Genomic DNA, 22,438 nt, shown 5'->3' with positions numbered 1-22,438 from the left:
GCAATTCTCGCATTTCCGCAACATCACAGCCTCAGGATGCCAGAAGCCAGAGGGAACAGATCATTGGGGACGGCCGTCAATATTATGATACGCCTGGCGATAGCAGCACTCTTCATCGTCACATTATCAGGATGCATCCCCCTTACTCAGACAGCGATCACACCAAAAGACGGTCGCCTGGGCGGATATGTCGAGAGCGATGGATCTCTTGCGATTAGCTGGAAGACCAGCAACTCCCCGAGGGAATCCGACAAGCCAGAGATTGATATTGAACGCTCATATGCCATCGCCCCAAACGGAAAGAGATATTCCTTGCGATTTGTCTCAAGCGGGCGAGATATCGGGAGTAGCTGTTGGCGAACTGGCTCTCTATGGCTGATTGACCCATCTCACCCGCAATCCCACAACCACTGGCATTCCGGCACATGGAAGATGCGTCTCCAGTTTTTGCCGCCCCATAGCGACCTCCAATTCATAAAGGAAGTGAGAGTGTGGACGTTCTTCTATAACCCAATTATTCATGGTCCGCCAAATTAGCCAACGCACCTCGCCCCCGGCTGTCAGGGCGCGTGCAAAACACGAACGATTCTTTTGCCAATCACACCGATTCCAGAGTAGAGAACAGGCTCTTGACTGCTGATCGTCGACGTTCTGAAGAAGAACATTTCGCGACCGCTCGACTCGTTCGCCCCATTGTATGGGTCATAGCGAAACGCATTGCCTTCACTCGTTACCAATACTCCGCATTCTGACTTCGGGCCAACTTTCCCACTCCCCTTCCAATATGTCTTTACCATCCATCATGGGATTGGCGGCCGTTCTTCTGCTCAGCTTTTTGCTCATGTCGAGCATCGATCGAAAAACGAAACGCAAATTAGCGCACCTCACACGAGACAGACCCTCGCTTGATGATAATGCGTTCTATGACCTGTCCTTCGCTGATTCGGGCATACCACGTGACGTCGTGGCGGGGGTGCGGGCAATTTTTCGGGAAAATATTCCTGCTGATCTCTCTGCTCTGGGTGCGGATGACGACTTTTCAGGAAACTTTCAGGTGATCTGGATGCTGGATTCCATGTCCAGCGTCGAAGTCGTCGTGGGACTGGAGAAGGCTTTCGGCATCACCATTGAGGACAGCGAAGCTGAAAGGGTTACGAGCATCCGCAAAGCCGTTGAACTGGTGTGGAGCAAGCTTCCGACATCGACTCGCGAGCAATCGGCCTGAGACCAGGAGAGAATCCTATCGTTGCGATTGGCATCAGGGATTGGCTTGCTTATCGTCATTGCCTTGAATCACTCGCAATTGGCATCCCGACTTTCGGCACTCCACGCCGTCGCTGACCTGCGGTCAACTCTGCCGAGCGAGACTCTCCCACCAAATTCTCCACACCCTGCACTCTCTCTCATGCGTCACCTTTCCCTCATTTTCACCGTCGGCCTGACCTGCGCATTCCTAGTCGCGTGCAAACCCGCTCCGCAGTCGAATGTCGTTCCAGCCCAGGTGATCGAAGTTGCGACTCCGCTTCACCCCGGGATCGAACTCTACATCAACAATTACGTACTCGGTCCCAATCAGGGCTCCACCACGCAGCCCGATTTCTCTCGGTGGTCGCCTGACGTGAAGACGAAATTTTCCGCAACCACCTCCGAGGAAGGCAAGCCTCCCTACTCCGCCTCGATCGAATACCTCGGGCGCAAACCTGATGGCGACTTGTATAATGTCACGATCTCCTTCCCCATCGCGGGAACAACCAAGACTCTTTCTCGCGAGCTCGTTTATCCGGGCGGCGACGTGGAGCTATTGCGCGACACCGAGTACCGCATCGGCATCCGCCCGAAGACGGCGGAGTGACGCCTCGCGAATCGGTGGGTCCTAAGCACAGGATTGCCGGGGACGGGCCGCAACCATAGTCTGCTTCCCAGAGACAAAACCTCCTGAAACTGCCGGTTCCCATGCGTACCACACTGCTCGCATTCCTTCTTCTTACTCCCCTTGCGGCCTTCGCTCAGGACGCAGGTTACCAAAAGGCTCTCGACCAGGCTCTCAAGGATTTTCCGCCGGGCGACTATGACTCGGGTTCGATCCTCCGGCCTCGCGCAACCTTTGGATACGAAGGAACCCGCGCATTTTTCAAAAGCCCGGAGAAGCTGGAGGAGGAGATTCTCAAAAAGGCCGAGACATCACAGGACAGTGTAGACTCGCTATTCACATCCGCCTCGGACTACGTGTCCTCAGGTCGCTACGACCTCGCCCTGAAACGCTACCGGCAAATCCTCGCCAAAGAGCCGCAGAATGAAAAAGCGAAGGCGGGACTATACGACTTCGTTATTCTCTGGACTCTGTATCGCACAGATGCGCCTGCGGGAAAAATCCACGATCAATACAAGCAGATCGAGGCAACGCTGAAGCGAAACGCCGCGGCACTTCCCTAAAGGCTCATGGCGGCAACTGACATCGCCTTTCGCGAGATATTCCCTGGCACTGGCGCATATCTGCAGGAACGCGCGCTCCGCAACATCCTGCTCCGCCAACCGCTTGGGCTCACGCTGGACGCTGAGGTGCGGGATTGGGAGGACGGCACGCGTCATTTTGGTTTGTTTGACGTAGCGGGCGATCTCTTAGCCTGCGTGCTGGCCTCTCCGCTTTCCGACGACTCGGTGCGCATCCGGCAAATGGCCGTGTCGCCGACAAGGCAATCCTCGGGTTTAGGCCGTCGCCTCATGCAGGAAGCCGAAGCGGAACTCCGCCGCTCCGGCGTAAAGTCCCTCTCCCTTCACGCCCGCGATACCGCGATCGGCTTTTATGAAAAGCTCGGGTATTCCCGCATTGGCGACATCTATCTGGAACTCGGGATTCCGCATCAGTTGATGGGCAAGGAACTCGCGGGGAGCGTGTAAGAAACCTTCCCGAGACTCCAAGTCGTCCTGGTGGTGGACTGTCCCCGCCTTTGCCACTTGATTCCCCGCCTCGCTCTATCGAGGATCGCCACCAGAGACCATGAATTGGCACAACATTCGCGAATGGGGTATCGAGGGCAAGGGATGGACCGACACGGAACGCTACTATGACCGCCTGCCTGCCCGAGCCCGCGCCAGCGTGCCCGAGGCGGTGTGGGACCTCAGCCATTCCGCGACGGGAATGGCGACGCTGTTTGAAAGCGATGCCGCAGAAATCTGGGGACGGTGGGCGATGGAATCCGAGGAGTACAACGAACCAAACTTCCCCGCCGCCGGATTCAGCGGGCTGGATTTGTACACGTGGACGAAGAAGGGCTGGCGCTGGGTCGGCGCGGGCCATGAGGTGAAGGGGGCAAAGCACGAACAGGCGATCGCCCGCGAGATGACGCCAAAGCGCCGCAAGTACCTCCTTTATCTCCCGCTGCGCAACCCGGTCGAGTCCGTCGAGATCGGAGTGCCGGACGGCGCGTCCTTCACTCCCATCACCCGCAAGCAGAAGCCGGTGGTGTTTTACGGCACGTCGATCGTTCATGGCGCTTATGCTTCGCGCCCCGGCACGATTCACACGGCGGTGCTCGGCCGCTGGCTCAACCGGCCGACGCTCAATCTCGGCTTCTCCGGCAACGCCCGCATGGAGCCCGCCCTGGCCGAACTCCTCGCGGAACTCGAGGCCAAGGTCTACGTGCTCGATTGCGTGCCCAACATGAGCGCCGACCATGTCCGCGAGCGTGTCATTCCCTTTGTTCAACACCTACGCAAAGCCCGGCCCAAAACGCCCATCGTCCTCGTCGGCGAGCGCCCCTACACAAACAGCTGGATACGCCATGCCTTGCTCCGTGATGAAAAGGAACGGGCCAGGGAATACCTGCGCGCCTTCAAGAAACTCCAGGCTGCCGGGATCAAAGACCTCCACTATATCGACGGCACGAATCTCTTCGGCGACGACAACGAAGCCGCCCCGGACGGCAGCCACCCCACCGACCTCGGCTACCGCCGCATGGCCGAGGTGATGTATCCGGTGCTCAAGAAGATTGCCTGAAGGCAGCGATGGAAGCACGGAACAGGGCTCCCTCATTTTCCAAACGGCTCGTGATGACCATGGCGTATCTGGCATGCGTCGGTAACTGCGGGATGGTGCTGGCAGATTCCGAATCGGGGCGACAGATCGCGGCCATGCCAGTTTTTGATATGCGTGCAATCTCGAGCATCCCGGCGGATGACGCAGAGATGAAGCTACAATATTTTCTCTCAATCAACGGCTTCTCTCCGATAGGGCGTCCCGACTTTCTGGGAGAACGCCCTTTTTCTGAAGCAACGATGATCACCTCCTGGTATCGCGGTTCCTTCCGGGGTTCCGCGCCGTTCTATCTTCGTATCACCAAGACGGACAGAACGCGATTCACGGACTATCATGGCGAGGTCATCTGGCCGCCCGACACCAAAGCGAGCGACCGAAGTGGCATAGCCGTCGCCGAGTTGGCGGCGGAAATCCGAAAACTGGATGAAACCACCCTGGAGGGATACGGCGAGTCGATCATTCCCCTCCATGTCAGCCTCCCGGACTCCCGCGCCGTCCTGCTGGCGCCCCCCGGTTGGCGATTGGAGCCGTATTGGAATCTCAACGGCATCGCTCCACCGGAAAAAACGAAAAGCTCGCTCACTCGCAAAATTCATCTTCAACCGGTAAAGGGCACGCCCCAATCCCTACAGGCAGCCATCGATGCCGAGCTCGATCGCATCACCGAGCAAAGCGGCCCGAGGGGATCATACAATGACCGCCGTGCATACAAGGGCAGCGTACCGGTGAAAACCGCGTCCGGTCTGGAGGGCTTGCACGCCACATTCTACGGCGAAATGCCGGAAGGTCGCCGCTATTTCGTGGAGAAATACTATTTTCACGACGCAAATCATCGCGTCTTCAAAGTCTGCGCTCATATCTATGGAAGTGAGGCCGAGTTTGCGCGCTTCGAGAGAGCGATCCTTGATGGACTGTACCTTCAGTCCACCTCTCCTGCAGAGTTATCCCCGGAGTCGGACGGACGATAGTTTACAGATGCCGCCATGGAGACGCTTATTCCCATCGAAATCCCCGGTCAGCAGGAATCGCCCTCGCCGAATGCTGGAGTGACCGCTCTGATTCGTCGGCAGGTTGAGAGCTCGGAGTCAGTCGCTTATCTGGAAGCGCTCAAGCTCCATGCGGAGAGCTTTTCCCGGCTGCACCCCCGGGCATCGATGAAAGTCTTTCGCAGTACGGCAGCCAGCGGGCAGCTTGAGATCACGATCATCCAGCATTTTCCCACGCAGACGGACCACGATGAGTGGGTGAATTCCCCGGAGTTCCAAAGCTGGCGGGAAGAAATCGCCCCGCCCGAGTCTGGCAGCGTAACCAAATACGTCGGCATGCAGGCCTTGTTCACCAATGGCTCGGATGGTCCGCCTCGCTGGAAGATGGCGGTGCTGCTCATCTTTGCCGTCTATCCCATGTCGCTGGCAATCTCGGAGTGGTTCGCTCCCGCGCTGGCACGCATTCCCACCCTGCTGGGCACGCTTATCACCTCGGTCGTCATCGTCTGGATGATGACCTATGTCATTACCCCTCTGCTCACCGCGCTCTTCGCGCGTTGGCTGAACGCTTCAAAGTGATCAGATATTCTGTGCTTCGGAGATCAGTACCCGGAAGCGATCCAGGATCGTGATCGAAGCGCGTACGTGCGCGGCGACCTGTTTCTCAAGCGCCGCATGATGCGGGGTTTCAAAGACAATCTCGAATGGCCTCGGCTTCTGCTCTGGCGGAGCGGAAAGTATTCCCTCATACCCCAGCTCAATGATGCCGTTATTTGCCTCAAAGTTATCGATGCTCCGGTCGAAATTGCGCGGGAGGATGCTCCCCGCCGCCTCAAGAGCCGGCTCCAGCACGTGACGAGTGAGCTGGTGACCTTTGACAAAGCCATAGAGTCCCTCGCTCGTGTCGTCGCTATGCAGCGAGATCAACCCGTCAAAACGCAGATGCAGCAACTGCCGCTCGAGCAGTTGCACCTCAAGCTCCGAGGAACCTTTCCAGAACTCCCGATTCATGTCATTCCCGCTCCGCAGCCAGCGGGAGTTCTCCCCAAATCCCGCGCCGTTGCAAACCGGGTACACAAACAGTTCGTACCCACGGGCAAGCTCCGGCTCGGCGTGCAGGCGATTCAGCAATTCGATGGCCGCGTGCACTCCGCTGGCCTCGTCCCCATGCACTCCGGCAAAGATGCCAACGCGCAGATAGGAACGACTGTCGCCGGGACCGGCGAAAAGATACTTGGGCAGTATTTCACGCACCCCGAGTTGACGCTCGAAGGCGATATGGGCGGCAAAGAGGTGGTCCGAATAACGAGCCAGCTCATCGAGCGGTCGCAACAGGGTCGGGATGTGCCGCTGCTCCCGAGATATGGGGCGACGAAAATCCGACACAGCCTTCATCACTTGGCGAGGTAGATCTGGTCGAACGTACCACCGTCGGCAAAGTGTTCCTTTTGAGCATCAGCCCAGCTGCCAAACGCCTGGTCCACACTTACAAGCTTGATCGCGGGAAAGAGCGGGGCATTTTCCGAAAGAAGCTTCTCCGAGCGCGGGCGGAAGTAATACTTCACCGCAAGTTGTTGGCCCTCGTCGGACCAGAGATACTTGAGGTAATCCGTCGCGAGGTCGCGAGTCTTGCGTTTGTCGACCACGGAATCCACGACGCTCACCGGCGCTTCTGCGAGGATGCTGCTCGCTGGATAAACCACGTCAAACTTATCCGGACTGAACACTCGCGTAATCTGCAGGATCTCGCTCTCAAAGGTCAGGAGCACGTCACCCATTTCCTTTTGCACAAAGGTATTGGTAGCTGCCCGCCCGCCGGTCTCGAGCACCGGGACATTCTTGAAAATTGCCTTCACAAAATCCGCTGGAGTGCCGACGCCGGGGTTTTCCTTCGCATAGGCCCATGCGGCGAGATAGCTGTATCGACCGTTCCCGGAGGTTTTCGGGTTTGGCACGATGACAGATACGCCAGGCTTCGTGAGATCGTCCCAGTTTTTGATCCCCTTGGGATTGCCCTTGCGAACGAGGAATACGATCGTCGAAGTGTAGGGTGCCGCATTGTCCGGTAGACGGGTTTTCCAATCCGGTGCGATGAGTCCGGCCTTTGCGATGGCCTGGATATCGGTATCCTGGTTCATCGTCACCACATCGGCCTGCAAGCCATCTATAACGGCCCTTGCCTGTTTGCTTGATCCTCCATTGGAAAGATCGATCACCGGCTCCTCGCCGTGGGCCTTCTTGTAGTTGGCAGCGTAGGCTTTGTTAAAGTCCTGATAAAACTCACGCGTCACGTCGTACGACGCGTTGAGGATGGTCGGCTGTGCCGCTGTCGCATAGCCGGCAAAGAGAATGCTGAGCAGAAAATATTTCATGATGGTGGTGGATAAAACGAGGGGCGCATCGTGCGCCCCTCTCTCAAGAAGTTAAGAATCGAGTGAAGGGTCCGCTCAGGCGGAAACGCTCTTTCTCGCCTCCTCGGCGAGAGCGGTGGAGAGATAACGTTCTCCCGTGCTGCAGCCGACCGTGACGATCAGCTTCCCGACATTCTCGGGGCGCTTGGCGACCTCCAGTGCCGCCCAGACATTGGCACCCGAGGAGATGCCGACGAGGAGCCCCTCCTCCAGGGCGAGTCGGCGGGCAGTCGCGAGGGCGTCTTCATTCGTTACGGTCACCACATCGTCGAGGATATCGAGATTGAGATTTTTCGGGACGAAACCCGCGCCCGTTCCCTGGATTTTGTGCGGCCCGGGCTTCACCGGCTCCCCGTTACGGGTCTGGGTAATAACTGGCGAGTCCTTGGGTTCCACCGCAATGGCTTTGAAGCCTGGCTTGCGCTGTTTGATGACTTCGGAGACACCGGTGATGGTACCTCCCGTACCGACAGCGGAAACAAAGACGTCCACCTTGCCCTCGGTGTCCTTCCAGATTTCCTCTGCCGTGGTGCGGCGGTGGATTTCCGGGTTGGCGGGATTGCTGAACTGCTGAGGAATCCACGCGTTCGGCAACTCGGTCGCGAGCTGCTCCGCCCGGCTGATGGCACCTTTCATTCCCTCTGCGGCGGGGGTCAAAACCAACTGCGCCCCCAGGAGCGCAAGGAGTGTGCGTCGCTCCAGACTCATGCTCTCAGGCATGGTGAGCACCAGTTTGTATCCTTTGGCGGCGGCGGCAAAAGCGAGAGCGATGCCTGTGTTGCCACTGGTAGGCTCAATAATCGTGGTCTCCGGCGTGAGACGACCGTCTTTCTCCGCAGCAGCGATCATGGCGGCACCGATGCGATCCTTTACGCTCCCCAGCGGGTTGTTGAATTCCCCCTTGATCGCGATGGTGGCGGGCAATCCCTCCGAAAGACGATTCAGTTTGATAAGAGGCGTCCCGCCGACCGATGCAACCACGTTTTCAAAGTAAGCCATACACGACTAGTTAGGTCGTTAATAAGACCTCGTCAACTCCGAATCGGAAAAAAAATTCAGTCAACCCTGCTGACTGATTGATTCCGAAGAGCACAGCTCCTCGGCTCTGCGGAGGGAATCATCGAAAGTTGCACAGAAATTTCGACGTCCGATGGACTGAATGAAACCGGCTTTGCGCAACATCTCCAGCGGCTGCCGATGGATACCGCTCAGAATGACCGTGCCGCCCCGGGTTTTCATGCGCTCGACGATGCTTTCGAGGGCATTGAGTCCCGTGGCGTCCATCGCCGTGACGAGGTGGAGGCGCAGGATTAGGACCTTGGGCCACTGGCCGATGCTGGCGATGGCGTCCTCCATCTTTTCCGCAGCGCCGAAAAGGAAGGGGCCAAAAATGCGGTACACCAGTACGCCATCAGGGATGTGCTTTCCCTGCGCGATGTGTTCAGGGCGCTCCAGCATATCGTCGGCTGTCACCCGACTGACCTCCGTGGTCTCGGAGACACGCTTGATGAACAACATGGCTGCGAGCACCATGCCCACCTCGACCGCTACGACCAGATCAAAGACAACCGTGAGTCCGAAAGTGGTAAAAAGTACGAGGGCATCGCTTATCGGCATACGGCGAAAACGGGCCAGTTCATGCCACTCGCCCATCTTGAAGGCGACCACGATGAGCACCGCGGACATTGAGGCCATCGGGATATAGACCGCCCAGCGCGAGGCGAGGAGCACGATACCCAGCAGTGTCACCGCATGAACGATGCCCGCGACGGGCGTGCGGCCACCATTGTTGATGTTGGCCGAGGTGCGGGCGATAGCTCCGGTGGCAGGCAAGCCACCGAAGAACGGGCAGACCAGGTTGGCAATGCCCTGAGCGATCAGCTCGGTATTACTGTCATGACGGTCACCGGAAAGCCCATCTGCCACGACGGCCGACAGGAGGGATTCGATGGCACCGAGCAGGGCAATGGCCGTGGCGGGACCAATGAGCTTTCCGATCGTCGCCAGATCGATGTTGGGAAAATGCGGGAACGGCAGCCCGGAGGGAATCGCATCCGGGCCAAATTTGCTGCCGATGGTCGCAACCCCATGAGCTTCACCCCACCCTGCAATCGCCACGAATACGGTGGCAGCCAACATCGCAACGATAGAGCCCGGAATAAGGCGGATCTTCAAGCGAGGCCAGAGAAAGATGATCCCAACGCATGCTGCGGCGAGACCGAAAGAGTACGGGTTGGCGCCTCCCAGGTGCTCCCAGACCCATGGGATTTTTTCCAGGAACTCCCGCGGCATCCCTTTCTCAGCAGTGAAGCCGAAAAAGTCCGGCAGTTGGGTGATCATGATCGCCACGGCGATACCGGTGGTAAACCCGCTCGTCACGGGCCATGGGATGAACTTGATCAACGCCCCCATGCGCGCCACGCCAAGCAGGATCAGGATGACCCCCGCCATCATGGTGGCAAGAACCAGCCCTCCATATCCGTGCTCCATGACGATGAGCAGGATGATCGGCACAAACGCCGCGGTCGGTCCGCCGATCTGCACACGGCTGCCTCCCAATGTCGAAATAATAAGGCCCGCCACGATGGCAGTGAGAATGCCCAGGGCCGGAGCGGGACTGGGCGTCGCTACTCCCGAGGGAATGCTCGCGATACCAAGAGCCAGCGCGAGTGGCAACGCAATCAACCCGACCGTGGCACCGGCGAGGATCTCGCGCGACCACACAACAGGCTCGCCCTTTTTGCGAAAAAGCTCGAACAGCCGGGGGCGGAATGCGAGGCGGTCAATCAATCGCTTCACGATCGCTCAACCTTTCCAATTCAACCTGTCTCGCTGTTCTCACTGACCGTTGGCACGATAGGAAACCGCGCCAATCGGATCAAGAAAAGTTTAAAAGGAGAAACAGCACATCAAGGGACAAGCCCGTTAAATATCAGGAAATATCGTTCTCCAAAACGATACGATAACGAGCCTTGCCGGAGCGCAGATGATCAAGGGCGTCATTGACCTTGGACATCGGGAAAGTCTCGATCACTGGTGCGACGTTATGCCTCGCGGAGAAGCTTAACATGGTATCGAGCGCACTCGGGCTGCCCGTGGGCGAACCCGTGACAGAACGCTGCGCCATGATCAGCGAAAATGCGGGAATCTGCAATGGCTCTAGCACCGCACCGACGACATGCAAACGGCCATGCGGTGCCAGAGTATCCAGCAACGCCGGAACATTCTGCGGGACGTTGATGGTCGAAATAATCAGATCGAGCGAGCCGGCGAGCTTCTTCAGGGCATCCGGACTGCGGGTGTTGTGAACGTGATGCGCACCGAGCTGTCTCGCCTCGGCTTCCTTGCTGTCGCTGGTGGTGAAGGCATGCACTTCACATCCCCATTTGTTGGCAAATTGCAAAGCCATGTGTCCCAACCCGCCGATACCGATCACGCCCACCCGGGCGCTGGGGGAGACATCGTAGCCGAGCAGCGGTGTGAAAACCGTCACTCCGCCACACAGGAGCGGACCTGCGTTCTTGGAATCCAGGCCTTCCGGCAAAGGCCGCGCCCATATCCATTGCACGCGGAGACGATCCGCGAATCCGCCATGGCGGCCGACGATGGTGCCCTGCGTGGTTGCGCAAAGGTTGTGATCACCAGAGATACATTGCGGGCAGGACAGGCAGCTGGAGGCCGACCACCCCACCCCGACCCGCTGGCCGATCTTGAGACCTTTGGCATGTTCGCCGAGAGCGACGACCGTACCGACCACCTCATGGCCAGGGACAAAGGGGTAGCTCGACATACCCCAGTCGTTGTTGAGCATCGAGAGGTCCGAGTGGCAGATGCCGCAATGCGTCACCTTGATCTCAACCTCCTCGGGACCGATATCACCGGGATCGAAGGAATAGGGCTCAAGGATTCCCTTGGGACTGGTAGCGGCGTAGGCGTGAAATTCTGGCATGGTTTTTGTGGGGGTTTTTGTGTTGCGAGTCAGCTAAGTTAACGTCTGCGACCTTTCGCAGGATGCGGATGGGTGGAAATGCCGGATAGGGAAATTCCGCCAAATATCCAGGAGCCAGTGAGTGATCATCACTGCCACCCTCCGATCACGAGCTTCCCGACGAGCGTGCCAGACTCGGCACGCTGGTGCGCCTTCCGGAGGGTTATTGCAGAAATCCTCTCAAGGCGCTCACCGATGATGGGCTTGATCCTGCCAACGTCGATCAGCCCGGCGGTCTCTGCGAGAAGCTTTCCCTGGACGTCCATGTCAGGAGTCTGCAGCTTCGATCGGGTAAACATGAACTCCCAGGAGAAGGTGGCGCTCTTCGTCTTGAGCAGCCCCAAATCCACGGGGCTGGAGGTCTCAACGATGCCAACGATCTTTCCGAGCGGTTTGATCACCTCGGCCATCACGCCCCAATAGGAGTCGGTATTGTTGAAATTTGCAATGAAATCGACTTCAGGAAATCCGATTTTCGCCAACTGGCCAGCCAGGGATTCACCATGGTTCACCACATGATTCGCACCGAGAGAAAGCACCCACTCGCGCGAGGCCGGGCGGGAGGCTGTCGCGATCACGGTCAGGCCTGCCAGCCTGGCCAGTTGAATCGCCATGGAACCAACTCCTCCCGCTCCTCCGATGATCAACAGGGATTTTCCCGCGTCCGAGCCATGTCTGTCGATGCCCAGTCGTTCATAAAGCGCCTCCCACGCTGTGATGGTGACCAGTGGGTACGCAGCCGCATCTGCAAAGCAGAGAGTTTTCGGCTTTCGCGCAACAATACGCTCGTCTACGAGCTGGTATTCCGCATTCGAGCCGGGACGGGTGATGTCGCCAGCGTAATACACCTCGTCTCCCCGATAGAATCCCTTCACCTCGGGTCCCACCTCCTCGACGATGCCAGCAGCATCCCAGCCAAGGATCACGCCGTCCGTATTGGCGACGCTGGCCCGTACCTTGGTATCCACGGGATTGATCGCTACCGCCTGGACACGAACCAGCAAGTCACGCCCGCTCGCCCGAGGCTTTGGCCGCTCGATTTCGATCAAAGAGTCCACTTCTTCCACGGCCAGAGGCCGCGTCGTAACGATCGCTTTCATATGGGAGATGATGCGCTGGATGTCGGACCTTCGCAAAGAATCCTGAATGATAACGGGGCGAAGGATCGCACGTCCGAAATATCGAACGACCTCCAACGCCATGCCATTTTCACCAACCTGCTAGCCAGCAAAAGCTTACAAATTCCACCCCTCCTGGCACACAATCTGAAGCTCTCTTTTCAACTATGACTGCGAACTCTCAAAAATCCGTACTTGTCACAGGAGCCTCGCGCGGAATCGGCGCTGCCCTGGCCACCCGTCTGGCAGCCGATGGCTATGCCGTGGCTGTGAATTATGCCGGAAACGCCCAAGCGGCCCAGAAAGTCGTCGAGGGCATCACTTCCTCTGGAGGAGTTGCCATCTCAGTTCAGGGCGATGTCTCCTCGGCTACCGATGTCTCCCACATTTTTGACGAAGCCGAAAAGGCCTTTGGCCGTATTGACGGCGTCGTCAACAACGCCGGGGTGATGATCAATCAAACCATTGCCGATGGCGATGAGGCGACCTACGAACGTATCTTCAATATCAACGTCCGTGGAGTTTTCCTGATCCTCCGCGAAGCAGCAAAGCGCCTGCGCGATGGGGGCCGTATCGTGAACTTCTCCAGCAGCGTCGTGGGACTGTCGCTGCCGACCTACGGCCTCTACTCTGCTTCAAAAGCCGCAGTCGATGCCCTCACCCGCATCCTGTCAAAGGAGCTGCGCGGACGCGATATCACAGTGAACTCGATCGCTCCCGGACCGACGGCCACCGAGCTATTTCTGGATGGAAAAACTCCCGAGCAAATCGAGCACCTCGCCCAGCTCAATCCTCTCGGCCGGATAGCCTCGCCCGACGATATCGCCAACACGGTGTCCTTTCTGATGAGTCCGCAAGGTGGCTGGATCAACGGCCAAGTCATCCGCGCCAACGGCGGAATGATCTAGGTCCCTCCAACTCCACAAATCAAAAACCATGAGCACAAAAATCGACCCCGCAAAGAATCCACAAGTGGACCATCAGGTCCGTGAATTCCTGAAAGCCCTCAACTCTTCCGGCGGCCAGCCCATCGAAACCCTCCCGCCGACCGAAGCACGACAAGTACTGGTGGGAGCTCAAGCCTCCGTGCCGGTCACCCTTCCTCCTGCAGACATCTCGAAGCGAACGATCTCTCAAGACGGCCACGAGGTGAAACTAACGATCGTGCGTCCCAAGACCGTGCAAGGAAAGACACCCGTTTTCATGTTTTTCCATGGAGGCGGCTGGATTCTTGGCGATTTCCCGACTCACGAACGCCTCGTGCGCGATATCGTGCACTACTCCGGCTTTACCGCTGTATTCGTGAACTACACCCCATCTCCCGAGGCGCAATATCCCACGGCAATCAATGAAGCCTATGCCGCGACGAAATGGGTTTCCCAGCATGGCGATGAAATTCAGGTCGATGGCTCCCGGCTGGCGGTCGTCGGCAACAGCGTAGGCGGCAACATGAGCGCCGTGGTCGCATTGCTGGCCAAGGCAAAAGGCGGACCAAATATTCTCTCCCAGGTTCTGCTCTGGCCGGTCACCGATGCAAACTTCGAAACAGGTTCCTATAACGAATATGCCGACGGATACTTCCTCTCAAAAGCCATGATGAAATGGTTCTGGGATGCTTACGCTCCCGACCCGGCCCAACGCAGGGAAATCCTTGCCTCCCCTCTCCAGGCTTCTCTGGAGCAGCTTCGTGGCCTGCCTCCAGCCCTTGTGCAGACCGCAGGACGGGATGTCTTGCGCGACGAAGGAGAAGCCTATGCAGCCAGACTCGACGAAGCTGGAGTGGAAGTGACAGCGATCCGGTACAGCAATCTCATCCACGACTATGGACTGCTGAACGCACTTTCCACCGTTCCAGCCGTGCAGTCGGCCATGCGGCAGGCGGCTGATGAACTCAAGCTGCGCCTCTCCAAGATTTAGCAGGAGAAACCGAGGGCGGGATCCCCTAGGATCGATTCACACCGAGCTTTTCAGCCATGTGAACCAGATCAACCAGGGATTCCGCCCTCATCTTTTGCATGACCTTGCCCCGCTGGACCTTGACAGTGATCTCACTGGTTCCGAGTTCGGCGGCCACCTGCTTGTTCAGGAGTCCCCTGATAACGAGTCCCATCACCTCCCGTTCACGATTCGTCAGAGTCTCATAGCGTTCCCGCAAACCAGCCTCCTCGGCGCGACGTCCAAGGATTTCCTCCGCCCGGGCGAGTGCCTGACGAATCGCGCCAAGCAGTTCCTCATCTCCGAAAGGCTTTACCAGAAACTCCATGGCTCCCGCTTTCATGGCCCGGACGCTCGTGGGAACATCGCCATGCCCGCTGATGAAAATGATCGGAATGTGATAGGACCGCGCGAGAAGGTCTTCTTGTAGAGCGAGACCGCTGGCATCCGGCAACCGCAAATCCAAGATCAGACAGGCAGGACCATCAGGAACCTCCTGGCGGAGAAACTCCCTCGCCGAACCGAATGTTTTGACTGCCCATCCCGCCGAGCGAATAAGGCTCGAAAGGGCGTCACATATCGCTAGATCGTCATCAACGACGAAAACCTGGGAGTTTTTCCGAGAGTCGGCCATCAAAGGAGTGCGACCGGCAGAGTAAACCGGAAAGTCACGCCCGTGTCACCATTGGGCACCGCCCAAAGTCGGCCCCCATGCTGCTCGATGATTGAACGGCAAATCGACAGCCCCATCCCCAGCCCCTCGGTCTTGGTGGTAAAAAATGTCGTAAATATCTTTTCCACCTGCTCCTCCGTGAGGCCGATGCCGTTGTCGCAGATGGCCACCTCGATATCTCCGCCCACCGTGACGCCCGTGCTGATGCTCAAAGCCGGGGCGCGGTCAGGTGTGACTTTCATCGCATCGAGGCTATTAAGAACAAGATTCAGGATGACTTGCTGAAGCTGCACCCTGTCGCCATGAACGAGAGGCAATCGGGCGGAGTAGTCCTTAACCAGCCGCACTCCGTCCAGCCCCGTGCGGGCCAGCGCCAGGATCTCGTCGATTACCTCATTGATCGCAAGATCTTCGCGGATCGGATCCTGCTTCTTCAGCATGGCCCTGATGCGGGCCAGCACGTCGCTGCCACGCTTGCCGTCTCGGATGATCCTGCGCGCAGCCTCGCGTGCCTCATCCATCTCGGGCGGGTTGCGGTCCAGCCAACGGAGACACGCATTGGCATTGGTAACCAGAGCCGCCAGGGGCTGATTGATCTCGTGCGCGATGGAAGCAGTCAATTCCCCCATCGTGGTGACTCGCGAAACGCGCTCCAGTTCAGCGCGTGTCTTCTTGAGGGCAGTCTCCGCGGAGGCGCGTGCCGCTCGAGCACGGAAGAGCAGAATGCCCTGCGCCACGTCATTGGCGGCCTGCTGCAGCAAATCTGTCTCCTGTTTGTCAAAGGCATCCCCATCGCCCGAGTATAGCAAGAGCGCACCGAGGATGGCGTCGTCGGAAATCAACGGCAACGCGAGCACGGCCTTCACCTCATTGGATTCCGACCAAGGGTCCCCCGGCTCCTCCCGCTTCCGGTCTCGCTGCGCCCAGGAAAATGCCAGACCGGACTCGATCACACGGGTCGCCATGGGGTATCCAGGACCATCAGCAGCCCAAGCCTCGGCCACACGCTCAAAGCGATCGTCGGCAGCATGAGCCGCCGCGACGACACGATTTTGGTCCACCTCGGCGACCCAGGCGAGTCGGTATCCACTGCTTTTTACCAGTGTCTGACACACTCTGGCGACGAGTTCCGGCTCATCAGCGCTGCGAGCGATCGAGCGGTTGAACAGTCCCCTCACCCGCCAGGCTCGATTAAGTCGCTGCAGAGATCGTTCCGCGCGGGTTCTCTCGGCCACCTCTTCTGTCAGCTTTCTATTCGCTCTCTCCAGATCCGTCGTACGATCGCGCACCTTTTCCTCCAGGCTCTCCCGAGCCACCAGCAGAGCCTCCTCGTCCCTTCGCTGACGACGAGCCAGCAGACTGATAAATGCTCCAGCCAGGAAAAAAACAGTGAATTTCGGCACCTCGGAAAACGTAAAAGTCAGCGTGTAGCGCGGTTCTGTGAACGAGAACTCGATCGCAAATATCGAAAAAATGGTCGCCACAATGCCTGGACCTGCGCCGCCGATCCAACTGCTCAGCACAATGGCACAGACAAAAAACGGCGTCTGGAATGACGGGGCATCAATCAGGTGACGCAGACCAAAGGTTGTCACCCAGGCAAGGCCAGCAAGCACGAGCGCAATAAGGTATCGCAGAGCCACAGGACACCGGTGCCGCCATGAGCGCTCCAGCTTGAACTTCGAAAAATCCGCTTGTTCGCGGGAGAGCGATGTATCATCGCTGGTGGTCGAATAGGCTGTCACGCGGGCACCCTCCTCGCAGCCGGCTCACTGCGGCGCAAGCCCATTTTCTTGATGCGGGAGAGCAGCGTGGTCGGCTTGATGCCGAGCAGTTCCGCCGCTCCATCAGCACCCTTGATCTTCCAGCCGGTCTTTTCCAGAACCACGAGGAGATTGTCTCGCTCCCTTTTCAACATCTCTGGCTCGGTGAGAAAATCCCGCTCGGTACCAGAAGGCTCCTCGCCGGAGGATTTCACCGGGAGAGGCTCGGTAATCGTGATCGGCAGATCAAACTCCGCCGCACCGCCCTGAGCCATGATGACAGCCCGCTCGATAACATTTCGCAGTTCCCGGATGTTCCCCGGCCAGTGATAGTTCTGGAGCATGGCGAGCCCCGCCGGGGTCAACCGCGCCCGAGGGCAGTTCATCTCCTTTGCCGCCAGCTCCATAAAGTGGCGGGCGAGCAACGGAATATCCTCCATGCGATCTCGCAAGGGGGCAATCTCAAGGGGAAAGACATTCAGGCGATAGTATAGATCCTCGCGAAAACGCCCTGCTGCGACCTCTGCGCCGAGGTCTCGGTTGGTCGCCGCGATGATCCGCACGTCGGCACGTTTCGTCCGATCATCCCCAACCCGCTCAAACTGCCGCTCCTGCAAGGCCCGCAGGAGTTTGCTCTGGAGATCGAGCGGAATCTCACCGATTTCGTCGAGAAAGAGCGTCCCGCCATCCGCCGCCTCAAACCGGCCAACCCGATCCTTGAAAGCACCAGTGAACGCACCTTTCACGTGGCCAAAGAACTCACTCTCATAGAGATCCTTGGGGATCGATGCGCAATTCACCCGGATGAGAGGCTTCTCTGCTCGCCGGCTGCATCTGTGAATCTCCTTGGCCAGCACCTCCTTGCCCGTCCCGGTTTCACCGAGGATCAAGACTGTGGAATCCGTGGGCGCCACCATTTGAATGCGGGAGAGGGTCTGGCGAATCACCCGGCTCTCACCGATCACATCTGTGGTCCCATTTTTCGTCTCCAGCTCCACCGAGTGCGTGCCGGACACTGCCTGCTGGATCGCTCCCAGCAGATCGTCGGCATCGAACGGCTTGGTCAAAAACTCAATGGCTCCCGCCTTCATCGCCTGTACCGACATGGGGATACTCCCATGACCGGTTAGGAAAATAATCGGCACATCGAGTCCGGCGCTGGCGAGTTCACGCTGCAAATCCAAGCCACTCAGGCCGGGGAGTTCCACGTCAAGGACGACGCAGGACAGCGGCGCCTGCCGGGCGCGGGCCGCAAAACGCTGGGCCGAGGCAAACAATTCCACCTCAAATCCCTCGGCACGTAAAAGGCCCTCCACCGCCTCACGTATGCCGGCATCGTCATCGACAACACAAATGGGAGGGATCGGTACGCTCATAAAGTTCACAGAATTATCGCGGAGCGATCTCGCGACTGACTTCCCAGGCGGCTGCGGCCTTTTCCACCGCCGCGATAAGCTTTTCCTCGCTGAAGGGCTTGAAGAGACAGTCAATGGCACCATCGGCCATGACCTTTTGCCTCAATACCTCATTACCATGCGCCGTGATAAACACGACCGGGGGCGTGCCATCCATCGTCAACATGGTCCGATGCAAATCCAGCCCGCTCATACTGCCAAGCCGGACGTCCAGAATGACACATCCCGCCGCCCGCAACTCTCCTGCGACCAGGAATGCTTCCGCACTCTCGAAGGTGGAAACATGAAAGCCCAGGGACTTGAGCAAGCTTTCCAGGCTTTCCCGGACAGACTCGTCGTCATCCACCACAGCTATGGAGAAGTCGGTTTTCATCAGATCGTTCATGAGAGATAATGGCAGCGATTTCCGAACCGGTCTATTATACCAAGGTATGATGCGGTCCTAGGCCGCCGCCCGATCCGCCGGACAAAGCCGGTTCAAGGTATCCTCAAACCGAGCCTCATAGCTCTGTATGATAGAAGCGTCTGCAGAGCCATCGTCTGCGACGTGATATTGTTCACGGAGAGCCATCCGGACTTGGGCCCGCAGTTCATCCAGAGTCTGGATCTCTCTCGTTTTGTCCGAGGAAAGGTGCGTTTTGAGAATCATGGCTGTTTGAGTATCGAGGCTCGCCCTGTCTCATGCCGTATGCCAACCCCGAACGCCACACGCTCTCCATTGATGGAAAGCAACTTATGACTTCAACAAACCGGCCGACCGCCGTACGAAATCCCGACCGTACGATTGCTCGACCCCAAATACTCCTAGTTTGCCTTCTTGCGCGATCTCCAGAGAGCCAGGCCGATCACGCCCACTCCCAGCAGCGCGCTGCCGGTCACGAGGACATAATAGACGCGTCCACCCTTGCCCAGCCAGCGACCTTCATGCAGCGTCATCAGGAGTTTGGAAGTGCTCTCGGGGAAGTGAAGCCACGTCTCACCCGCCTCAAAAAGAATCCCCGTGCCTGCCGTTACGAGCAAGGGAAGCAGGAAGACCAAGCCAAGCAGCCGGTGGCTCCGCCGCAACCAGCCTCCTCCGCCTTTTCTGACAAGATACGCCCCGCCCGTGAGCAGCGCCGCGAGAAGAGAAAATCCGACCAACAAAACATAAAAGGGCGATACCCCGTCGCCCATCCACCCACCCGTGTGAATGTTCAGAACGAGATCACCTGTCGTTCGATCCATTCCGAACCATGCTCGTCCGACGCGGTAGATCATCCCGGTCAGCGCGGTCAAGGCGATCAAGGGAAACAGAAACGGGAGAACACGGCGATGGAAGATCCGGAAATAACGGCTCATGAACACCTCTGGTCTGCCTCTGCTGGTCGCACAAGATCAAGCGCTTTTCTTCTTCACCGCCACCACCGAACACAAATTCCCTGTATATACTTTGTAAACCTTGCCTCCCACTCGCATGCCCAGCCCTGGCAGGCTAAAACATTTTCCCTTTCCATATCGATATATTAATATACCTTACTCGCTATTATGCCACTTATCGAAGCAGCCCGATTCGGGATCGAACCCAACTCGGAAAAAGACGCAATCCCCGCATTGCGGGCGGCGCTGACGGCTTGCCGGGACACAAATGCGTCCGCGCTTGCATTCGAGGGTGGCACGTATCACTTCTGGCCGGATCGGGCATTCGAGAAATATGCCTTCATCAGCAACAATGATGAGGGATTGAAACGCGTCGCCTTCCTGCTCCGCGGCAAGCACCATTTCCGCATCGATGGCCGCGGCGCCCAGTTTATCTTCCACGGGCCGATGACGCCTTTTCTGGTCGAGGAGTGTCGCGACCTGCGCATCGAGAATCTTAGTATCGACTATACCCGCCCCTTTCATTCGGAAGGCCGTATCCTCGCCGTGCGGGAGGATAGCGTAGATCTGGCGATACCAGAGGATTATCCCTTCGACATTCGCAACGGCGTGCTCGTCTTCGTCGCCGACATCCGGCATCCGTCCGTCCCGACGACGGTAAAGAGCGGAGAAATACTCTACCCCTATGGTCATTTGCTGGCCTATGACCCGGAGCGCCGCGAGACCGCCTACATGGTATATGACAAATACGGCGTGCAGTCGGGTATCGCAGCTGAGAGCATCGGGCCGCGTCAGGTAAGAATACAAGTGCCGGGGGTGAATGCCAGCCCTGGAGACACGCTGGTCTTTGCCGCAGCCCACCGCAATGATCCCGGATTTGTCATTTCCAAGAGCAGCGATATCCGGCTGCGCAATGTCCGCATCCATCATGTCGGAGGCATGGGAGTGATCGCGCAGCGGTCGGCCAATATTTCCCTGGATCATCTCATCGTTGCCCCGCCGAACGAGTCCCGCGTGATCAGCGCGACCGCTGATGCCACCCACTTCACCAACTGCACCGGCCGCATCGAGATCCGCGACTGTATTTTCGAAAACCAGATGGACGATGCATCAAACATCCACGGCCTGTATGGTCAGGTGACCCGCATCCTCGGTCCGAACAAACTCGAGGTGCGTCTGGTTCATCCCCAGCAAGCCGGCCTCACATTTATCGAAGCAGGCACGCGGCTGGAGTTCTCCGATCATCGCACCCTTGAAGGCTTCGGCGAGTGCGTCGTCGAGAGCGTGGAATATCTCAACAAGGAGTACTCCATCGTCACCACAACGGAGATGCTCCCGGCGAGCGTTCTACCACGTACCGTGGTGGCGGATGCCGATGCCAATACCGCGGAGGTCATCATCGAGAATTGCGTGATTCGAAACAACCGCGCCCGCGGCATCCTCCTGGGGTCTCGCGGGAAGATGCGCATCACGGGAAACACCTTTCATACGCCAGGCGCCGCCCTGCTCTTTGAGGGAGACGCCAATCATTGGTTTGAACAAGCCGGGGTGCGTGATGTCGTGATCCGGAACAATACGTTCGATAATTGCAACTATGGCGTCTGGGGAGACGCCTGCATCGAGGTCCGGTCTGGCATCGCAGAAGCTTCCAGGGTCGCCAGCAGGTACAACCGAAATATCACGATCGAGGAGAATGTCTTCCGAGTGTTTGGCACTCATCCACTCGTCGCGATCTATTCCGTCTCGGGATTGACCTTCCGCAAGAACAGCGTGGAACTCACCCATCTCTATCCTCCCCGCAAGAATGACGGCCACGGATGGCTCGACTCCTCCAACTGCGACCGCATCCAGTGGGAAGATCCTGTCGAGATTTGTGGAAAGAGATCGCTTCCCGACGCCCATAAAGTCCTGGTTCCTGTGGCAGAGGCCTAGCTCCGCTCACCCCTCCGTTCGCATCGCTGAATTCCCCAGATCAGATAAATGCCGGATCGAGAAATCCGTCCGCTGCATCCCGGGCAATCCGGGACCTCCGACCCCTCAAACGGGAAAGCGAGATTCCGGTCGACTGTCTTTGCCTCCCACAGCAGACAGATCGCCGGAATCCCAAAAATTTCACCCAAGAGAGAAGAACCCTCTTTATCTTTCCATCATTCCTTGATGAGGGAGAAATCAACCCGATACATATCGAAATTCGCGCTCGCTCCTGGTCCAACGAGTACAGAAATGACATCACCATCCTTGAGCGTTCCCAGTTCGCGATCAAAGGAGCCTTTCGTCTCGATCGAAACCGGATCGCCCACCGTGTCATTCACGCGGATACGCACTTCGATATCGCCAGGATTCGCCTGATCGACGCGAATGATCGTGCTGTCCGTAATGCTGATCTTCCCGCCCTGTCCTGCCTGTAGCGTATAGGTATAGATACAGTTTTTTCCGCCGCTGGAACTTTCCGCACCAGGATGAGCAAAGTCCCTTTTGATATAGGGTCCCGCCGGAGCCCCCTCTCCCCCGGCGTAGGGATCCGTAACATAGGCGTGTTTTTCGCTCTGGTAGGATAGGTTGGCATACGTTGCGGTATCGTCGACGGTGTCGGCATTCCATTGATACTGCCAGCCCTTCTTTGGGGTCTCGTCCTGAAAGTCTTCCTTAAACGAGGCGACCAGCTCGCCCGCCTGCGCTCCCGTCACGATAAGGAGCACTCCAGCCATCAGCCAAAGACGCCATAGTGCGATGTGTGATTTCATAAAATAAGCACCC

Annotated in this window: 22 protein-coding genes; 10 read left to right on the top strand and 12 right to left on the bottom strand. The window is 57.9% G+C overall.

The window, feature by feature from the left end; translation table 11 throughout:
- The first annotated feature begins 784 nt into the window (after nucleotides 1–784).
- From TSACC_RS08175 to TSACC_RS08145, 7 genes are all read left to right on the top strand, one after another.
- Nucleotides 785–1,225, top strand: a complete 441-nt coding sequence (locus tag TSACC_RS08175; protein ID WP_169809580.1) for an acyl carrier protein — start codon at nucleotides 785–787, stop codon at nucleotides 1,223–1,225.
- Nucleotides 1,226–1,405: 180 nt separating this feature from the next.
- The gene (locus TSACC_RS08170; RefSeq protein ID WP_075078850.1) at nucleotides 1,406–1,852 is read left to right on the top strand and encodes a hypothetical protein; all 447 of its coding nucleotides are present in this window, start codon (nucleotides 1,406–1,408) and stop codon (nucleotides 1,850–1,852) included.
- A 101-nt stretch (nucleotides 1,853–1,953) separates the two neighbouring features.
- Entirely contained in the window at nucleotides 1,954–2,433 is a 480-nt protein-coding gene (locus TSACC_RS08165; RefSeq protein WP_075078849.1) for a hypothetical protein, read from the top strand.
- 6 nt (nucleotides 2,434–2,439) lie between these two features.
- Nucleotides 2,440–2,898: a GNAT family N-acetyltransferase gene (locus TSACC_RS08160; RefSeq protein ID WP_084400314.1), complete on the top strand. Its 459-nt coding sequence runs from the start codon at nucleotides 2,440–2,442 to the stop codon at nucleotides 2,896–2,898.
- A gap of 100 nt (nucleotides 2,899–2,998) precedes the next feature.
- A complete protein-coding gene (locus TSACC_RS08155) occupies nucleotides 2,999–3,997 on the top strand; it encodes an SGNH/GDSL hydrolase family protein (protein WP_084400313.1) in 999 nt (332 codons plus the stop codon).
- Between the two features lie 278 nt (nucleotides 3,998–4,275).
- Nucleotides 4,276–5,004 carry a hypothetical protein gene (locus TSACC_RS08150; RefSeq protein WP_153811337.1) on the top strand — a complete coding sequence of 243 codons (729 nt, stop codon included), beginning with the start codon at nucleotides 4,276–4,278 and terminating at the stop codon, nucleotides 5,002–5,004.
- A gap of 15 nt (nucleotides 5,005–5,019) precedes the next feature.
- Nucleotides 5,020–5,601 carry a putative antibiotic biosynthesis monooxygenase gene (locus TSACC_RS08145; protein ID WP_075078847.1) on the top strand — a complete coding sequence of 194 codons (582 nt, stop codon included), beginning with the start codon at nucleotides 5,020–5,022 and terminating at the stop codon, nucleotides 5,599–5,601.
- On the opposite strand, the gene TSACC_RS08140 is transcribed toward TSACC_RS08145, so the two are convergent.
- The 6 genes from TSACC_RS08140 to TSACC_RS08115 form a co-directional block, all read right to left on the bottom strand.
- A complete protein-coding gene (locus TSACC_RS08140) occupies nucleotides 5,602–6,417 on the bottom strand; it encodes a M14 family metallopeptidase (protein WP_075078846.1) in 816 nt (271 codons plus the stop codon). It lies immediately after the preceding gene.
- Nucleotides 6,417–7,394: a sulfate ABC transporter substrate-binding protein gene (locus tag TSACC_RS08135; RefSeq protein WP_075078845.1), complete on the bottom strand. Its 978-nt coding sequence runs from the start codon at nucleotides 7,392–7,394 to the stop codon at nucleotides 6,417–6,419. The genes TSACC_RS08140 and TSACC_RS08135 overlap by 1 nt, the downstream gene beginning before the upstream one ends.
- A 75-nt stretch (nucleotides 7,395–7,469) precedes the next feature.
- A complete protein-coding gene (gene cysK, locus TSACC_RS08130) occupies nucleotides 7,470–8,432 on the bottom strand; it encodes a cysteine synthase A (protein ID WP_075078844.1) in 963 nt (320 codons plus the stop codon).
- A 60-nt stretch (nucleotides 8,433–8,492) separates the two neighbouring features.
- The gene (locus TSACC_RS08125) at nucleotides 8,493–10,232 is read right to left on the bottom strand and encodes a SulP family inorganic anion transporter (RefSeq protein ID WP_202815930.1); all 1,740 of its coding nucleotides are present in this window, start codon (nucleotides 10,230–10,232) and stop codon (nucleotides 8,493–8,495) included.
- A 133-nt stretch (nucleotides 10,233–10,365) separates the two neighbouring features.
- On the bottom strand, nucleotides 10,366–11,382 hold the full coding sequence (gene ahr / locus TSACC_RS08120; protein ID WP_075078843.1) for an NADPH-dependent aldehyde reductase Ahr: 1,017 nt from the start codon (nucleotides 11,380–11,382) through the stop codon (nucleotides 10,366–10,368).
- A 128-nt stretch (nucleotides 11,383–11,510) separates the two neighbouring features.
- On the bottom strand, nucleotides 11,511–12,521 hold the full coding sequence (locus tag TSACC_RS08115) for a zinc-binding alcohol dehydrogenase family protein (protein WP_075080633.1): 1,011 nt from the start codon (nucleotides 12,519–12,521) through the stop codon (nucleotides 11,511–11,513).
- Nucleotides 12,522–12,706: 185 nt separating this feature from the next.
- Here TSACC_RS08115 and TSACC_RS08110 point away from each other — a divergent pair, with 185 nt between their 5' ends.
- On the top strand, nucleotides 12,707–13,447 hold the full coding sequence (locus TSACC_RS08110) for an SDR family oxidoreductase (RefSeq protein WP_075078842.1): 741 nt from the start codon (nucleotides 12,707–12,709) through the stop codon (nucleotides 13,445–13,447).
- A 28-nt stretch (nucleotides 13,448–13,475) separates the two neighbouring features.
- The gene (locus tag TSACC_RS08105) at nucleotides 13,476–14,456 is read left to right on the top strand and encodes an alpha/beta hydrolase (RefSeq protein WP_075078841.1); all 981 of its coding nucleotides are present in this window, start codon (nucleotides 13,476–13,478) and stop codon (nucleotides 14,454–14,456) included.
- A gap of 25 nt (nucleotides 14,457–14,481) precedes the next feature.
- Here the strand turns inward: TSACC_RS08105 and TSACC_RS08100 are convergent, their stop codons facing one another.
- The 5 genes from TSACC_RS08100 to TSACC_RS08075 all read right to left on the bottom strand — a co-directional run bounded on the left by TSACC_RS08100 (nucleotide 14,482) and on the right by TSACC_RS08075 (nucleotide 19,663).
- Entirely contained in the window at nucleotides 14,482–15,108 is a 627-nt protein-coding gene (locus tag TSACC_RS08100) for a response regulator transcription factor (RefSeq protein WP_075078840.1), read from the bottom strand.
- Nucleotides 15,108–16,892, bottom strand: coding sequence for an ATP-binding protein (locus tag TSACC_RS08095; protein WP_075078839.1), 1,785 nt, complete (start codon nucleotides 16,890–16,892; stop codon nucleotides 15,108–15,110). Before TSACC_RS08095 ends, TSACC_RS08100 begins: the two co-directional genes overlap by 1 nt.
- On the bottom strand, nucleotides 16,889–18,286 hold the full coding sequence (locus tag TSACC_RS08090) for a sigma-54-dependent transcriptional regulator (RefSeq protein WP_202815929.1): 1,398 nt from the start codon (nucleotides 18,284–18,286) through the stop codon (nucleotides 16,889–16,891). The genes TSACC_RS08095 and TSACC_RS08090 overlap by 4 nt, the downstream gene beginning before the upstream one ends.
- Before the next feature lie 13 nt (nucleotides 18,287–18,299).
- On the bottom strand, nucleotides 18,300–18,710 hold the full coding sequence (locus tag TSACC_RS08085; protein WP_237763923.1) for a response regulator transcription factor: 411 nt from the start codon (nucleotides 18,708–18,710) through the stop codon (nucleotides 18,300–18,302).
- 419 nt (nucleotides 18,711–19,129) lie between these two features.
- The gene (locus tag TSACC_RS08075) at nucleotides 19,130–19,663 is read right to left on the bottom strand and encodes a hypothetical protein (RefSeq protein ID WP_075078837.1); all 534 of its coding nucleotides are present in this window, start codon (nucleotides 19,661–19,663) and stop codon (nucleotides 19,130–19,132) included.
- A 186-nt stretch (nucleotides 19,664–19,849) separates the two neighbouring features.
- Here TSACC_RS08075 and TSACC_RS08070 point away from each other — a divergent pair, with 186 nt between their 5' ends.
- The gene (locus tag TSACC_RS08070; RefSeq protein WP_075078836.1) at nucleotides 19,850–21,613 is read left to right on the top strand and encodes a right-handed parallel beta-helix repeat-containing protein; all 1,764 of its coding nucleotides are present in this window, start codon (nucleotides 19,850–19,852) and stop codon (nucleotides 21,611–21,613) included.
- Between the two features lie 215 nt (nucleotides 21,614–21,828).
- Here TSACC_RS08070 and TSACC_RS08065 read toward each other — a convergent pair whose 3' ends face one another.
- Nucleotides 21,829–22,425 (bottom strand): hypothetical protein, encoded by a 597-nt coding sequence (locus TSACC_RS08065; protein WP_153811336.1) that lies wholly within the window; start codon nucleotides 22,423–22,425, stop codon nucleotides 21,829–21,831.
- Between the last annotated feature and the right edge of the window lie 13 nt (nucleotides 22,426–22,438).

Source organism: Terrimicrobium sacchariphilum (genome assembly GCF_001613545.1).
Classification (GTDB): domain Bacteria; phylum Verrucomicrobiota; class Verrucomicrobiia; order Chthoniobacterales; family Terrimicrobiaceae; genus Terrimicrobium; species Terrimicrobium sacchariphilum.
Note: the sequence above shows the minus strand (reverse complement) of the source record. Positions and strands in the feature narration are given on the sequence as shown.